This window comes from Rhodococcus opacus B4 (genome assembly GCF_000010805.1).
Classification (GTDB): domain Bacteria; phylum Actinomycetota; class Actinomycetes; order Mycobacteriales; family Mycobacteriaceae; genus Rhodococcus_F; species Rhodococcus_F opacus_C.
Genome location: NC_012520.1, coordinates 105,367 through 120,549, shown reverse-complemented (window position 1 = coordinate 120,549; position 15,183 = coordinate 105,367). Strand labels below are relative to the sequence as shown.

The following is a 15,183-nucleotide window of genomic DNA, read 5'->3' as shown; positions in this document are numbered from 1 at the left end:
GTCAGGGGATCGCCGCGCTCACTGGGACGTCCGGTGTCGGCGCGCAGCGTCGCCGGTACGGCAGGCCTCGCTCGGTGGGCGAATCGGGATGCCGTAATCCTTCGCGATCCGGCTCATTTGCGGCACGCTGCGCCCCGTCTCGTGTCCGAGTTCCCGCAGTGTTCGCCGCTGGGTGACGTACTGGTCGTGAAGCCATGCCGGATCGACCGGGGGCCGACCGGACTGGGGTGTGATGCCGTGGTGTCGTGCCAGCCGACCTGCCGCCTTCCTGCTGACTCCGATCATCGCGGCGATCTCGGCGAGGGTGCGGCGTTGCACGCAGTAGAGGTCGACGAACTCCGTCCGGCTCACCGCCTCCTCTGCCGCGGCCTGGGTTGCGCGTCGTCCGAACCGCTCTGCGGCAGGGGGCGATGCGGGTGCTGGGTGGTTTACGAGGAGGTGGCGGATCACATCGAGGGTGGTGTCCAGTTGCCGTGCGATCTCCGACAGCGCGGTGTGGTCGCGGCGGGTCAGGTCGTGGAGGGCGGCGAGGTCCACTGAATTCGGATCGGGTCCGGGCAGGTCAAGCCCGTCGAGCAAGTCCCGGGGTGGATGCCAGTAGACCGGTTCCTCGCCCAGCCCCTGATCGTCGAGGAACCGGTGGGCCGCCGCGTCGACCTGCGCGGCCAGGGCGGGGGTAAGGGCGCGCGGGAACTCGGACAGTTTCGCGCGGACGTCGTAGCCGGCCGCGAGGAACGGGGAACGGTCGGCGGGGAGCCCGCTGAGTCGTTCGAACAACAGGCAGCGGGCGAAGTCCGCCTTCTGACCGGCGCCGGGGGGTGTTCCGGTCCGGCGGCAGATCTGTTTCCACATGTCGTCGGGTAGTAAGCCGCGGTAGTCCAAATGGCGCCGCCGCTCGTAGTCGATCGGTGGCGGCTCGGCGGCGAGGTGGTCTGCCAGCCGGATCAGCGCGGTCAGGGTGTCGTCCCACCGAGGAGAGCTCCGCAGGCATGCCAGCGTGCGGGTGACCCCGTCGGCTCGGACCGCCGATCCCAGGCGGTCGGCGGCCTCGCCGACGGTGAGCGTGGTGCCCACCAGCATCAGTGCTGCCGACAAGGCCGGTCGGACCTGCGCCGGGCTGCACGGCGGCACCGTGAACCGCAGCGACCATTCCGGCCAGAGCAGGGTCGGGATGCGGCGGGCGGCGTCGTTCACGGCGGTGGCACTGACAGTCGGGTAGCTCGGGAGGTCGGCGGCGCTGCGATACCGCAGCTGATCGACGGCGCGCACGAACAGGGGCCGCAACGCGGCGAGCTGGACGGCCGCCAATCTCGTGCTGGTGGCGCTGCCCCAGTCGCCCTTGACGCCGGCGTTGACCTGCCGGCCCAGGCGCCGACCGCCGTGCACCAGCCACCGCAACGCCTCACCGGCGTCGGCGATGTCGGGCCGATCCAGCACAGCGGCGGCCGCGGTCACCGCAACGGCGGTTGCGATCGCTCCGCCGGCACCAGAGAGCTCCGATCCTCGTGACGTCAGTGCTTCCGATGCGGAAGACGACCGAACCCGGGCCAGCGCGTCGGCGAGGCCGGCGGGGACCCGCTCGGCAATCTCCGCGTCGGTGCCGTAGACAAGGACGCGGGATGCGACTGCGTGCAGATCGGCCAGAACCTCGCGGGCCCCGAGGGGACGCTCGGCGTATACACCGAAGGTGCCCTGGCCGGCCGCGAGGACATCGAGCACGAGTTGCTGGGCCCACAACGCCGGGTGATCCGCGCGTAACCGCGTCACCGGTGCCGAGGTCAGGTCCGCCCCGCACCGGGCGAGCCCACTCGGCGCAGCGGTGTCCGCACTCCAGTGGGCGCAGCGGCCCGGACTCGGAATCACCTCACGGAGGGGACGCCTGCACCGTTGGAAGCCTCCGCAGTGCGGGCAGGTATCCGCCAGCAGGCAGTGATGTTCGCTGCAGGCGAATACGCACCCCAGCCGCCAGCGCAGTTGCCATCGCCCGCCGGAGACGGCGAGGCAGGCCGGGCAGTATCGGGATCGTCGTCCGCGACCCCACGGCAGGCCCGCGGCCGCACGTCCCTTCCTACCGTTCAGCGACAGGGCGATGCCGTCGTAGCGGGCCAACGTCATCGCTTCGACAGTGGCCGCGGGCAGTTCCGCCGCCGCCGCGATGGTGTCCACTTCCCGTGGAGGCAGGTGCACCGGCCACACGCTCGGGCGCCGAACCCTTTCGGCGGCAGTCCGGTCCTCGCGGTGCAGGGCCGTGTCCAGGTCACCGAACGCCGTGCCGGTGCGGTGCGCGATGGCCTCGAGCCAGGAATCGATTGCCTCGCCGGGCAGCGGGGCGACCCGGATCGGCAGGGACCGCACCCCGGTCATCGGCGGCGGCGTGTCGGCCGGGTGGTGATGCGCCGCGCCTCGAGGGCGGCCGCGAGTTCTCGCCGCGCGGTCTCGGCGTCCTCGTCGTTGCTCACCCCGTCCAATACGCCGGCGTCGAGGCGCTCACGGCCGGTGACGACGGCGCGGTGACAGCCGCGGTTGATCAGCACCATCAGCGACCCAATGTGGCCGGTGCTGCGGGTGAACAGGTAGTCCGAGAGGTCGTCGGCGAGCATGCCGGGATATTTGTCGGCGAGCACCAGTCCCTGTTCGATCGCCAGCAGCATGGTCCGCCATTCGCGGCGGCCGGTGTCGGTGTCGATGAGGAACGGCTGCATCCCCACCAACGTGGTGCGCCGCGCTGTCTGCGCCTCGGCGAACAGGCCGCGTTCGGCCAGCTTCACCCCGACAAAGACCACGGTGACCGGGAACTCGTTGGCGATGTACTTGAAGTGGTTGCTGATCTCGACGCCGCTGGTGGCGTGCATGCGCAGGAAATGCAGATCATCGACCACCAAAAGTCTTGTCTCACATGATGTCACGCAGTCCAGGGCGCGGCGGGACAGGTCGGCGCTGGTGCCGCGGGTGGTCCCGGGGTGGGCGTAGAACTCGAGCATCGCCCGGTTGAACTCCTTGAGGCCGGTGTTGCCGGTCAACCCGACCCGGCACACCGGCCACCGCTGGTGCCCGTCGCGGGTGTGGGTGCCCTTGATCCGGATCTCGCGGCGATGAAACGCCTTGGCGAACGCCAACACCGACGTCGTCTTGCCCAGGCCGGGATAGGCGTCGATCGCGACCGCCCCCTTGGCCTTGTCGCCGAACTGGAGGTTGCTGTCGACCACGGTCGAGAGCTGCTCGTGCAACGCGGTCAGTTGCGGCGTCCGGATCGGCCCCAGATTCGCGTGCCACAGCTGCCGGAAATGGTTGTAGACCTCGGCGTCGTCCGCGCTCAACGCCTGCAGCTGCGTGCGGGTCAACACCGCCGGCGCGACCAGAGCGGGCGCGTCGGCGAACTCCCGCCACCCCTCCTTACGGGAGAGCGCCACATTACCCAGCGGCGCGCAGTCCTGCAGACGCTGCCGGATCAGCGCGATCGTCACAGGTACTCCAGCGCATCCGCGTAGAAATCGTCGCCGTCGTCGGGTCGGTTCAGCTCGTCCTCGGCGTCGTCGTCACCGATGTCCTTGCCGTCCTGCGCGGCGTAGACCGGCGCCGTCGCGTCGTGACGCGTCACTGATGGCGGTCCGGTCGCGTCGGTCGGTTCGTCCGGGTCGAGGTCGAGCGCGGTGTCCTCACGTGCCATACGCAACGCCATGCGGCGCTCGGTCATGCTCGACCCGAGGCCGAGGTTCCAGCGCTCGAGCAGGTCGGCGACCGCGATCCGGTCGTCGGGGTAGGTGTACTTCGCCTTCGCCAACCGGCGCGCGAACGCCAAAGCGTCCTCACTCAGCGGCATCTGCATCGACCGGGCGTGCTCCCACTCGAGCGGATACCACCGCCGCGAGGTCGGATCCCGCAGATAGACCCGGGTGACGTCGTCCGGGTCGACATGCAGCGGCCACCACCGGCCCTTGCCCTTTCCCCGGTCCGGGTACGGGCTGGCACCGTCGCGGCACCCGGGCGGCAGATCGCCGTGGTAGCGGCGACCGTGCACCTCGAAACCGTAGTGCTGGAGGGTGCGCCACTCCACCTTGAGGAACTCGTATCCCAGGTCCGGATCGCGGGGCACCTCGATGTAGCCGGCGCGGGCGATGCCGTGCTCGAACATCACCGCCGGCGACATCTTCACCGACGGCAGATGCGGATCGAGCAGGCTCTCGTGCGGCCGGTGGTGATACACCACCGCCACCCACTCCCGGATGATCGCCTCCAACTCGTCGAGGTAGAAGAATGCCTCCGACTCCGGCGCCACCCCCCGCGAGTGCACGTCCGGTCCCTTGTACCCGGGCAAAGCCTGCAACAGGTCCTCCCGAATGGTGCGGAAGAACCGCTCGACCGGCCCCTTGTCGCGGCCGGTCCGCAACCGGGCCGGCTGGATCGAGATCCCCATCCGCTGACACACACTGGTCAGATGCTCGGAGACGTAAATCTTGCCGTGATCGATCACGATGGTCTCCGGCGCCAGCGCCGGACTCGCCGCCCCGGCGATCGGACCGTCGATCGCCGAGGCGTCGACCAGCAGGGACCGGGGAATGCCGTGCTCGGGCCACACTGCATGCGCGGGCCAGTCCTTGCCCGCCGGTCGCGGCCGGAACGCCTGATACAACGTGGCGGCGGCGTCCACCGCCTTCGTCGACACCGGCGTCAGCCGGATACCGACGATACAGCGGGTGTACCAGTCCATTCCCACGGTCAGCTCGGCCTGCACCCAGCGCAATGTCACCGGATCCAGGGCGAACACGTCCAGCCGGGTGGTGTCCATCAGCAGGTACTCACCTGGTCGGGTCGGGCGCAGCTTCCCGTACGGCTCGTCCGGTCGGGCCGCGATATCCCGATTGCGTTTGGTGCTCAGCCGGAACGTCGGATGCCGCCGTTCCAACTCCTCGAGCACCCGAAACGCCGTTGCCCGCGAGGGCAGCCGCACCACGTCCGCCCCGAACCGGGCGACCGCCCGGGCATTCGCACGCTCGATCACCATCGTCCGCGACGGCCGCGACTGATCGGTGTGCTCGACCATCACTTCCAGGGCCGTCTCCACCCACCGGTCATCGGTTCTCGTCGAACTCACTGACGAAGGGTCGCGCCGCACCGCCAGCCCGGCCTCGCCGGCCTTCTGGAACTTGCCGGCCCAGCGCTCGATCGTGCGAACTCCGACCCCTAACTCGGCGGCCTTCGCGGCATACCGGTCCGACAACGCGACATTCTCGCTGTATTGGGGGCGAGGCTCGCCGGGGCCGGCGATCAGCGGGTTTCCGGATCGATATCCGGTAAGTACCTCGCGCACATGGGCTGCTCGCGCGGTGAGTTGCTCCTGCTCGGTCGTGGTCAGCTGGGCCAGGACTACGCTGGCGACTTCCTGATCATCGTCGCTCGCCGGGCCGGGGCTGTCCGGGATCACCCTGGCGCGTTCGCACGCCAGGAGTTCCTTCAGCGCGAAGCGTCGATACTGCCGGCCGGTCGCGTCCTTGACGACGACCTCGTTCCCGGAAGCGGTCGACACCATCTCCACTACCTCGACGGTTTCGCCGTCGTAGAGGAACCGAGTCCCGACGCCGACTCGCACACCCGCGCCGCTCACGAACGCTCTCCCAGCACGCTGTCCGAACTCAGGGTCTTGCTCAAGTCGACCGTGAAATGGTGTCGCCACAATAAGTGCAGGACAGTCGATCGCATGACAGGTTCCGGCCGGTCGGACAGGCATCGGACGGCCTCACCGAGCGTGGCGCCGTCCAAGTCGACCGAACGCAGATCCGCCAGCAAGTCGTCGTCGAACAGCCAGTCACGGCGATACCCGGCGAGGAATCGGACATTGCTCAATTCTGTCTCCGCCGGTTCGCTGGCAATCTGGTACCGCCATCCACGTGACTCCACCACCTGCCGCGTCCACGCAAACGTCTGCATGACCTCCGGTTTCGCCAGTCGCCAAGCGGGTTTCACGTCAACAACAACCGGACCATCGTCGCTCAGCAGCAGATAGTCCGGCACGTGCCGTCGTCGCGCGCCCGCCACGTCGGCTTCGAGCAGGAACGGCTGAGCGAGAATGCGCCGCACCGAGCGATCGAAATCTGCCAATAGCAGTCGAGCCAACTCCAGCCGCGACTCGTAGATCACCAACGCTTGCTCCGTGCTGGACCAATACGCACCGGAATAGTGCTTCTGACCGTGATACCAGCGGAACGTTCGCCACGGCGCAGCGGCGCCGACCAGCGACTCCGGCACTAGGGCGTCCCAATCAGCCTCGCATTCAACACCATCGGCGCTGCGGCGGACGTTCGCCACAACCGATGTCGGGCGTGGATCAAGATCAACGACCATCAGACAACCTCGATGCCGAAGCGGGCCACACCACCGCAGCCCTCACCATCGATCATCACCCCGGTCGACCCAATGACCTTGCATTCAAAATGGGCGTGTCTCACACCGATGGCGGATCCGCCATCGGCCCGCCACTCGCCGTGAGATTCCGCCACCGATCTCGAGACCCTACAGGAACCGGACCTCTCGGCACCTATCGCAACTTATAGAGGTTTATGGCATCCTTCCCATAACCCTCTATACTTACCGATATGGATCCTGCGCTGAACCCGTTCAAACCCGGCTCGGGCCTGCGACCCCCGGCTCTGGAGGGCCGGGACCAGGAGCGCCAGGAGTTCGATCTGCTCGTCGCCCGCAGCAAGCGAGGCAACTATGACCGCGGGATGGTGCTCTCCGGGCTCCGCGGGGTCGGCAAGACCACCCTGCTCAACAACCTGGCCGAGCACGCCGAGCGGCAGGGATGGTTGGCGATCACCATCGAGGCCAGACCGAACGAGGCCGGGATCGCCGCGGTCCGCGCCCGCCTCGGCTACGAACTCGCCGTCGGTCTGCGCCGCTTCAGCCGCAAACACCAGCTGCACAAGGTCATCGACGATCTCGTCTCCCTCGCGAGGGGTTTCACCCTCGGTGTCGGCCTGGGCCCGGCCAAGATCGAAATCGCCCTCGGTGGGCGTGCCGCCAGCGGCGACATCGACCTCGACCTCGAGGAGTTGGTCGAAGCGATCAGCGACGTCATGCGCAAGAAGGGTGCCGCGTTCGGACTGTTCATCGACGAAATGCAGGACCTCGACCCTGATTTGCTCGGTGCCTTGCTCGCGGTGCAGCACCGTGCCAGCCAACGTGAATGGCCGTTCTTCGTCATCGGTGCCGGTCTGCCCAGCCTACCGGCGGTGCTCGCCGACAGCCGCTCCTACGCCGAACGGCAATTCTCCTACCGGACCATCGGCCCGCTCTCCCCGGCCGATGCCGCCGACGCGCTCCGGGTCCCGGTCGAGGCGCACGGGGGTGCGTTCACCCCGGACGCGCTCGAGATCCTTGTCGAAGCCAGCGGCGGCTACCCGTACTTCCTGCAAGAGTTCGGCAAGGCGATCTGGCACACCGCCCCCACCTCCCCATTCGATGCCGAGGACGCCCACACCGCGGTCGAAGAGGGCCGTCGAGCACTCGATGACGGGTTCTTTCCGTCTCGGTGGATCCGGGCCACCGATCGGGAGCGCCGGTACCTGCGCGCCATCGCGGAAGCCGGGGAGCCCACTCCTCGGTCCGGGAAGGTCGCCGCAGCCATGGGGGTGGCGACGACCGCGGTCAGTGATGTCCGTGATTCCGCCATCAAGAAGGGCCTCGTCTGGTCTCCCGAGCACGGTCGCATCGCGTTCACCGTCCCGGGAATGGCCGACTTCATTCGACGCCAGCCCACCGCCTGAAACTCCTACACTCACACGCCATCGGCTCTCGCGGCGTGCGCCGACACACTGCAGAAGAAAAGGTGTGTTGCCTGAGAAAACCACCCGAGGCACGGGGAAACGTCCTTCGACAGCAGACACCCGTACTCACGAGTGAGCAGTCACCTGTAGTTCACGAGTGAGATGGTGGCCTTGCTTGTGCGCCGGGTCATCCGGGGCCGACCGGTGTTGAGCGTCTCTGCATATGACGACCACGGGGCCACCAACCGTCACCCGTGATGCAGATGGGTTCCGGGCAGAGGGCCGATCGTCTGCATCGTCACCGTGCCGAGGAACGAGAACAGCCGTGATGAGCGATGCCGGATCGGGCGGACACGACCGTGCGGTGACGGCGGCGACGTCGTTCGTCGTCCGGCGTGACGGCGTGCCGTGAGAAGCGCTGCTACCAACACGAACCGGCCCCTGGTGCGATTGGATGTAGTCGTCGACACTGGTCCCACCATGAGCGGAGTCATCGGCTGTGATCGTCATACGCCGGCCCGAGGAGGCCGACACCTTCCTCGACGCCGGCACCATGCGATGCCCGCAGTGCCGGGGCACGGTGGCCAGGTGGGGACACGGGCGTGCCCGCACCGTCCGCGAGACGACCCTGACCGTGCGCCCACAAGGGTGCGCTGCCGCGACTGCGGCGCCACGCACATCCTGTTGCCCACCGCCCTGCAGGTGCGCCGGGCCGACACCGCCGAGGTGATCGGGAATGCGTTGGCCCACAAGGCGAAAGGCCTGGGGTTCCGGAGGATCGCCGAGCGGATGGGCCGCCCGGAATCGACCGTGCGCCGCTGGCTACGTCGCACTACCGGTGAGCATGTGCAGTGGCTACATCGCCGGGGTACCGAGCGGCTGGGCCTCGTCGCCCGCGAGGCGTTCTGCACCATCCGGTACGTCGGGAATCCGCTCGGGGACGCACTGTGCGTCCTGTCGGCGGCCGCGGTCGAGGATCGTCGCCGCTTCGGGTTCCCCGATCCACCGTGGGACCTGATCGGGATCTACACACAGGGACGTCTGCTGTCCCCACCCCGCAGCGGCTGACAAAACTGTCCCGTCCGGTCTTGCCGTGCCCGGGTACGTCCGTCATCGTGCCGATCGGCGGCGTTCACAATGACGCACAGCAGTCACCGTGCCGACGGGCCCGTCAGCCTGCCGACGAACGGCGACACCTGCGTCTGCAAATTCCGTGACGCCATCGTCTGCATTCTCAGCGACGGCCAACAACCGGCCGAAGCGGTCATCCCCGCTACCCTTTTCGGGTATGGGGATCACCTTCCACGGGCCGAGTCCGTGGCCGCACATCACCCGCGCCATCCGCACGCGCGGACCTCGGCATGGCGCGATCGCCTACCTCGGAGAGGACGCGCCCACTCTGCTGCCGCTGCGTGCCGGGGACGTCCTCGTCGTCAACGCCTCGAGGGCCGCGGTGCGCGCACACGCGACCTCCCCGGCCGCGCTCGCGCACTACGTGGACGCCGGGGTGCGGGTGCTGTCGTCACCGAATCTGCACGCCAATGTGATTGTCACCGATCGGCGGGCGGTCATCGGTTCCGCCAACGCCTCCCACAGCTCCACCATCGCCGATGAGGCCGTGGTCATCACCGAGGACCCCGACATTGTCGCCGCCGTGCGGAAGTTCATCGACGGTATCGAGGAGATCACCGAGGTCGACCAGGTGTTTCTCGACAACGCCACCGCTATCTGGCAGATCGGCCGCGCCGTCCCCCTGCCCGGGATCGGCGGCCGCAACCGTGCCGAACCCGACTTCCTCCCCACCCCGGTAACCCGGATGTTCCTGTGGCACATCACCGACTACCAACCCGGCGCCGCGGAGGAACACGAGCGGGCGGCCCACACCAGCCGCCACCGTACGTCTGCGGGGCCGGCGGCGACGTACCAGCTCGAATGGTTCCGCATCGACACCCCCGGCGGCCGCGGGCAGCTCCAGCGCGGTGACGTCCTGCTCCAGGTCACCGCCGACAACGAATGGCTCTACCCGCCCGCGGTCGTGGACTCCGATCCGATCGCGATCCCGCACACCCGCCGAGCGGTGGCGTACCAACTGCGCACCCGAATTGACCTGGAGCCGATCGCGGTGACCGACGCAGAAGTATGGCTTGCCGACGTCGGGCACCCTAATCCCCGGCTGCGCACCGACCACCGCATCGTCTCAGCCAGCCTGCGAGCCGCGGTGCTCCGACTCTGGAACCTCTGAACCGAGAACCGATCCGGACGTTTCCAGGCTTGACCTGTGAATACGCCATGTCCATGAGGGTGACGGCGTACCGACATCGCCGTGGCACAGGCTGGAGTGATCAGGCCAGCGCTAGGACGCGGGAGCGCGCTTTCCTCCACCGGGGGACGGGCCCAGGCCCTCGGCGTGCCGGTGCGCGAGCGCGAAAGGTCTCTTCACGCTGGTGATCAGACTTGTGAGTTCCACCGGCTCTCGCACCTGCCAAGTTGCAACCCAACACGTGTCGACTTCCGTGACAGATCGTCAAATAGGTTGACATACTTGGGGTAATGACTATCCGGGCAACGCTTGACGGCTTTCACAAAGGATGTGATTTCGATGCGGGCAAACCGGTCCTCAGCCTCACCTCTGCAGCTCTACGCTGCGTTTCGCCGCCATCACCCCCGAATCGTGGTGCCCGTCGACTATGTCACCGAATGCGGTTTTCGACTGGGACTTTGGCAGGACCGCCAGCGGGTTGCCCGTATGCTCGGCACCCTTCCGCCCCAACGCATTGCGCAACTCGATGCGATCGGGTTCGTGTGGAGTGATGACGATCTTCCACTTCCTGCCGTGTCACCGGCCGACGGCAAGCGGCGACGGATGCTTTCCGAAATTGCCGCCTACCGCGAAGAGCACGGCGACGCACTCGTTCCCGCGAACTATGTCACTGCCGACGGTGAACAGGTAGGCCAGTGGCTCTACCAGGCGGTGAAGAAGTGGCGAGCCAACGCATTGCCCGACGACGAGAGGCGTCCACTTGCGGCCCTCGGGGTCTCCCCCGGACCACGCCCACGGGGGCCGCGAATGTCAGCACAGCCTGTGGGATAAACATCCCACCCTCTTGTCTATGGAGGCAATGGGCGCGCTCGCCCCTCTATCCGGCGGACAGCGGTAGTTGACCCGCTGGGTGGGCAGACCGCTGTCCCCGGCCTGCCACGCCCACGGCGAGGTGAGGAGCACGGTGTCGATCTAGGGTGTGTCTCCCAATGATTTGTGGTGTTGTGCTGCAGACTCTTCGGTGTGGCAGACGTTGTTGATCGGTTTGAGGTGTTGACGGACAAGCAGTGGGAGTTGCTCGCGCTGCTGTTGCCCAGTTCCGATGGGCTCCGGGGGCGGAAGTTCCGGAACAATCGTGTGGTGGTCGAGGGGATGCTGTATCGACTGCGGACCGGGTTGCCCTGGCGAGATCTCCCGTCGCATTTCGGGCCGTGGAAGACGGTGTGGAAGCGACATCGCCGCTACGCCGGAGACGGAACCTGGGATCGGGTGCTGACGGCTCTGGTCGCGATGGCCGACGCCGGCGGGAACCTGGACTGGGCGGTCTCTGTCGATTCCACAGTGGTCCGGGTCCATCAGCACGGTGCGAACGCCGCCCGCCACACAGGGGGATCTACCGAATTACACGAACCTCGGTGACGAGCCTGCCGATCACGGCATCGGCCGGTCGAGGGGCGGATTGACCAGCAAGGCGCACCTGGCGTGCGACGGTCACGGGCGCCCGCTGTCGGTGCTGGTCGGCCCAGGCCAAGCCGGTGACAGTCCGATGTTCGCCCACGTGCTGGAGGGCATCTGCGTGCCGCGGCTCGCGGGCGGAGCGCACCGCACGCGCCCCGACGAGGTCCGGGCCGACAAGGCGTACTCATCACGGGCAAACCGGGAACTGCTGCGCAGCAGAGGCATCAAGGCGGTGATCCCCGAGAAGACCGATCAGGCAGCGAACCGGGTGAACAAGGGCCGCGCGGGCGGGCGGCCACCGAACTTCGACCCGGAGTCCTACAAGGGGCGCAACGTGGTCGAACGGGCCTTCAACAAGGCGAAACAGTGGCGTGCGGTGGCCACTCGCTACGACAAACTCGCCCTCACCTACCGCGCCGGATTCCTGCTCGCCGGCATCGTCGAGTGGCTCAAGTTATTGGGAGACATGCCCTAGCAGCCCGGTGGACCTTCGGCGCGGCCAGCCGAGGTAGTGGAGGACTGTTAGATCCAGTCGATGTGGACGGAGTCGATGTGGTCGAAGTGGAATCCGAACTGGTCGCTGTACTTGTCGAAACCCTTGTTCTCGGGGTAGTCGAGGGTGGCGTGCCGCTCGAGCAGTGCCACGACGCGGGCGTGATCGTCGTTGGCCAGTGCGGCGGCCAGTTCGCGGGACTCTTCACTGGTGAACGGTGTGTCGGAGTTCGCGAAATCCAGGGTGCGGACCCGGTAGTCGTATCCCTCGTCGGCGCCGTTGCGCACCATGACACCGCCCTTGACCCGGATGACGGCCTTCTTCGGTGTTCCGTCCGGTCGCAACACGCCGGCGCGTTTCATGATGTCCTGCGCCTTCACGTTGCGGAGTTTCTTGCTCGCGTCGGCACGCAACTCGTTCGTTTCACCGGACCGGTACCGGGACACGGCGGAGCGGGACCGGCCGATCTTGGCGGCCACGGCATCGACACCGCCGAGGCGTTCGATCGCGGCACGGCGCTGGGCTCGCTCGAGGACGTCCGGGTGGGGGATCCGGCCTTGCTGCGCCCACCGGCGCAACGTGCGAGCCGATGGGGGTGTGCGGCCGGCATCGATCGCCGCCTGCCGCAGGCCCTCGTTGCCGAGTTCCTTGCGCAACTGCTTGACCGAGACCTTGCTGGTCAACCCGGCGAGTCCCCCACTCTTGACCTGCTTCGACTTCTCGACACCGCTGGTGGCGGCGTTGGCAACGGTAACCTTGAGTCCGTCGAGGCCGACCGCCTCCTGCGCGGGCTTCTTGGTGCGCGGCTTCGGGAGATGCAGGGCCATCAGTCCTCCCCTTCCTCTTCGTCGTCGGCGGCGTCCTCGTTGTCGGCGAAGGCGGCCTTGATCGCGAGGTTCACCTCGTGAACGTCCTGCGCCGAAGTGAAGGCGGACAGGAGGGTGTCGGTGAGGACCACGTCCTTCTCGACCGACATCTTCCCCAGCGCCTCGCTTGCGTCGGCGATGTCCTCACCGCCGGCGAGGAGGTACACCCAGGAGTCGGTGACGGTGCGGACCGGCCAGCGGCCGTGCTCGCGGGCAATCCGCATCGCGACACGGCGGCCGCGCCACCGGCAGTGCGCGATGATCGACGCCCGCCAGAGCGGTTGGTGGTGATGTTGCATCTGCTTCGCAGTCCACATGTCCGGGTTGACCATTCGCCCGATGTAGCCCTTGTAACAGGTGCCGAGGAACCGCTTCGTCGCGTCGTCTTCGGTATCGACCGCGGCCTTGCGGGCCTCGCGCAGGATTTTGGCCCACTTGTCCAGCGCCCGGCCCTGCTGTGGGTAGACCCAGGCCTCGGTGATGTCGAGGTCGCCCCGGTCGGCGCCGATTCCTCCGTCTGCCACTGGTGAGCACAGCCCGTCGAGGCTGACCGTGGTCACCCAGGTCTGTACCGGTTGGTCCGCGAGCATGTGGGGGTGCGGCAGAGGTAGCTTCTCGGGCAGCGAAAGTGTTTGCCCGGGCGGCAGGGTGATCCGCCACAGCCCGAACGGTGCACCCTTCTCCCCCACCGCCGCAGTGGCCGCCGCGTCCCCGGTCAGGTGTGTGGGCTGCCCGTAGCCGAATTCGAGCATGCCCGCGGAGGCGAGGTAGGCGGCGCGTTGGTCAATCGAGACCAACCGGTGGGCGTTGTCGAGGTCGTCAGACTCCGGGACGCGGGTCCAGCCGACAGCAGGTTCGAGATCTCCCCGCGGCGGGCCGTCCAGGGGTGGAACCGAGCCGGGTGCGGTGACGACGATGCCTTTGCCGCTGCGGGTGCGTTCACGCTTGATCTTGTCGACGAGGGCGGCGCCGGTCCGGGCGGGCGTCGGTCCCGGGAGCACCCCGAGGTGCTTGGCGCACCAGGCCAACCGGCGACCGAGTTCACGTGCCGCCGACAGGTCGTCGTCCGGGAGATACGTTCCGGCGGTGGGTGAGCCGAGGATGCCCATGTCGCCGACGCGGTTGTGCCAACCGAAGTCCTTGTTCCAGTAGGTCCACACGTACGGTTCGATCACCACATCGACCATGGAGGTGAAGTTCCCGATCGAGCGGGACAGGTGCACCACGTGCCCCGGTTCGCCACGGAGTTCCCACCCTGCATTCAGCAGTGGGGTGAGGGTGGCGTGGAGGACGGCGGTCAGTTCTTGGGCGGCGCGGTTGCGAAGGGCTTCCATGTCGTCGACGTCGTCTTCGCTGCCGGGGTCGATGATCCACCCGAGCAGTTCGCACGCGGCCTGTCCGACGACCCAGATCTGTGCGGGGGCGCCCAACGGTGTCAGCGCGGCCCAGCGGATCAGCTTGTCCAGCTTCTCGACCGAATCGACCGAACCGGTCAGTTCCCGCCCGGACGGCGTGTAGGTCCCGTCGGCGGTCACGATCAACGCATGGCCATCGGCTTCCTCTCCTGCGGGCAATGCCTCCCATACCGGTGCGGGTGGTGTTGCCGCCGGCTCGGTCGCCGATGCATTCAGCAGATTTGCGGCAGCGGCGGTTGTCGTCGGTTCCGCCGAAGCTGGTTCCGCTGGAGCTGTTTCCTCCGGTGCAATCTCGGTGGCATCGTCGCCAGGCTCCGGGGCGGGTGCGGGAGGTGCTGGTTCGTGCAGGTCGAACAGTGCAATCTGCTCCCACGGACGGGTCACGTTTACTGCTCCACGATCCGGCCCTCGATGTCCGCCGGCGGTACGTGGTGGCGGTCGAACAACTCCTGCAGGGCCACGTCAACCACGCTGGTAACCGAGAAGTTGCGGTTCTTCACCAGCCAGTTCAGCCGCGCCTCCGTCGAGGCCAGAACCCGAGTATTGAGTTGCACTTTGGTCGGACCCCTCCGCGGTTCCAGCTTCGCTAGCGCCCCCACGGTCGGTGCCATCACGTCGGAATCTCCTCCTGCGCTGAGAACTTCATCCTGCGATCGCACTGCACGTCCGTTCCCCACCCCCGTCGGACGCTGGCGAGCGCCCTTCCGCTTTCCGGCCTGCACCATGCCTCGCTCCTCTGCTGCACTCCGGGACGGCCACTGACCAACCCGCCTACGGCCGCGTATTTCCGGGACCTTCGGCATTCATGCTAGAGAAGGACTCGCCGAATCACACGCATCTTTACTCGCGTGTCTGCACGCATTTTGACACGCAGGTCGACACGCGGAATGAAACGCAGGTGGGCCCGCAGAGTGACACGCATCAATCA

At 67.4% G+C, this 15,183-nt stretch carries 12 protein-coding genes; 5 read left to right on the top strand and 7 right to left on the bottom strand.

Annotated elements, in window-relative coordinates; translation table 11 throughout:
- Positions 1-18: 18 nt before the first annotated feature.
- Genes ROP_RS36530 through ROP_RS36515 form a run of 4 tightly spaced genes read right to left on the bottom strand, consistent with a single transcriptional unit; the run spans position 19 to position 6,339 of the window.
- Complete coding sequence (locus tag ROP_RS36530; RefSeq protein ID WP_007300059.1) at positions 19-2,364, bottom strand: TniQ family protein; 2,346 nt, start codon at positions 2,362-2,364, stop codon at positions 19-21.
- Positions 2,361-3,464, bottom strand: a complete 1,104-nt coding sequence (locus ROP_RS36525; RefSeq protein ID WP_007300058.1) for a TniB family NTP-binding protein — start codon at positions 3,462-3,464, stop codon at positions 2,361-2,363. The genes ROP_RS36530 and ROP_RS36525 overlap by 4 nt, the downstream gene beginning before the upstream one ends.
- Entirely contained in the window at positions 3,461-5,602 is a 2,142-nt protein-coding gene (locus ROP_RS36520; RefSeq protein ID WP_007300057.1) for a DDE-type integrase/transposase/recombinase, read from the bottom strand. The genes ROP_RS36525 and ROP_RS36520 overlap by 4 nt, the downstream gene beginning before the upstream one ends.
- Positions 5,599-6,339: a TnsA-like heteromeric transposase endonuclease subunit gene (locus ROP_RS36515; RefSeq protein ID WP_012686801.1), complete on the bottom strand. Its 741-nt coding sequence runs from the start codon at positions 6,337-6,339 to the stop codon at positions 5,599-5,601. The genes ROP_RS36520 and ROP_RS36515 overlap by 4 nt, the downstream gene beginning before the upstream one ends.
- Before the next feature lie 251 nt (positions 6,340-6,590).
- Here ROP_RS36515 and ROP_RS36510 point away from each other — a divergent pair, with 251 nt between their 5' ends.
- The 5 genes from ROP_RS36510 to ROP_RS41815 all read left to right on the top strand — a co-directional run bounded on the left by ROP_RS36510 (position 6,591) and on the right by ROP_RS41815 (position 11,956).
- Positions 6,591-7,763 carry an ATP-binding protein gene (locus ROP_RS36510; RefSeq protein ID WP_012686800.1) on the top strand — a complete coding sequence of 391 codons (1,173 nt, stop codon included), beginning with the start codon at positions 6,591-6,593 and terminating at the stop codon, positions 7,761-7,763.
- A gap of 684 nt (positions 7,764-8,447) precedes the next feature.
- A complete protein-coding gene (locus ROP_RS36505; RefSeq protein ID WP_231869099.1) occupies positions 8,448-8,831 on the top strand; it encodes a helix-turn-helix domain-containing protein in 384 nt (127 codons plus the stop codon).
- A gap of 220 nt (positions 8,832-9,051) precedes the next feature.
- Positions 9,052-10,005 carry a hypothetical protein gene (locus tag ROP_RS36500; RefSeq protein ID WP_012686798.1) on the top strand — a complete coding sequence of 318 codons (954 nt, stop codon included), beginning with the start codon at positions 9,052-9,054 and terminating at the stop codon, positions 10,003-10,005.
- Positions 10,006-10,362: 357 nt separating this feature from the next.
- Positions 10,363-10,854 carry a helicase associated domain-containing protein gene (locus ROP_RS41820; RefSeq protein WP_080512611.1) on the top strand — a complete coding sequence of 164 codons (492 nt, stop codon included), beginning with the start codon at positions 10,363-10,365 and terminating at the stop codon, positions 10,852-10,854.
- Positions 10,855-11,046: 192 nt separating this feature from the next.
- A protein-coding gene (locus ROP_RS41815; RefSeq protein WP_231869098.1) for an IS5 family transposase occupies positions 11,047-11,956 on the top strand; the annotation gives its coding sequence in 2 pieces (ribosomal slippage) (positions 11,047-11,421 and positions 11,423-11,956; 909 coding nt in all).
- Between the two features lie 47 nt (positions 11,957-12,003).
- Here the strand turns inward: ROP_RS41815 and ROP_RS36485 are convergent.
- The 3 genes from ROP_RS36485 to ROP_RS45330 are packed head-to-tail and all read right to left on the bottom strand — an operon-like array spanning position 12,004 to position 15,058.
- The gene (locus ROP_RS36485; RefSeq protein ID WP_007299925.1) at positions 12,004-12,801 is read right to left on the bottom strand and encodes a hypothetical protein; all 798 of its coding nucleotides are present in this window, start codon (positions 12,799-12,801) and stop codon (positions 12,004-12,006) included.
- A complete protein-coding gene (locus tag ROP_RS36480) occupies positions 12,801-14,639 on the bottom strand; it encodes a hypothetical protein (RefSeq protein ID WP_012686794.1) in 1,839 nt (612 codons plus the stop codon). Before ROP_RS36480 ends, ROP_RS36485 begins: the two co-directional genes overlap by 1 nt.
- A 2-nt stretch (positions 14,640-14,641) precedes the next feature.
- The gene (locus tag ROP_RS45330) at positions 14,642-15,058 is read right to left on the bottom strand and encodes a hypothetical protein (protein ID WP_373418959.1); all 417 of its coding nucleotides are present in this window, start codon (positions 15,056-15,058) and stop codon (positions 14,642-14,644) included.
- Positions 15,059-15,183 lie beyond the last annotated feature (125 nt).

Excerpts from the sequence above, each read along its gene's own strand:
- ROP_RS36530 (WP_007300059.1), bottom strand. The coding sequence starts at position 2,364 with ATGACCGGGGTGCGGTCCCTGCCGATCCGGGTCGCCCCGCTGCCCGGC.
- ROP_RS36515 (WP_012686801.1), bottom strand. The coding sequence starts at position 6,339 with ATGGTCGTTGATCTTGATCCACGCCCGACATCGGTTGTGGCGAACGTC.
- ROP_RS36510 (WP_012686800.1), top strand. The coding sequence starts at position 6,591 with ATGGATCCTGCGCTGAACCCGTTCAAACCCGGCTCGGGCCTGCGACCC.
- ROP_RS36500 (WP_012686798.1), top strand. The coding sequence starts at position 9,052 with ATGGGGATCACCTTCCACGGGCCGAGTCCGTGGCCGCACATCACCCGC.
- ROP_RS41820 (WP_080512611.1), top strand. The coding sequence starts at position 10,363 with ATGCGGGCAAACCGGTCCTCAGCCTCACCTCTGCAGCTCTACGCTGCG.
- ROP_RS36485 (WP_007299925.1), bottom strand. The coding sequence starts at position 12,801 with ATGGCCCTGCATCTCCCGAAGCCGCGCACCAAGAAGCCCGCGCAGGAG.
- ROP_RS45330 (WP_373418959.1), bottom strand. The coding sequence starts at position 15,058 with ATGCCGAAGGTCCCGGAAATACGCGGCCGTAGGCGGGTTGGTCAGTGG.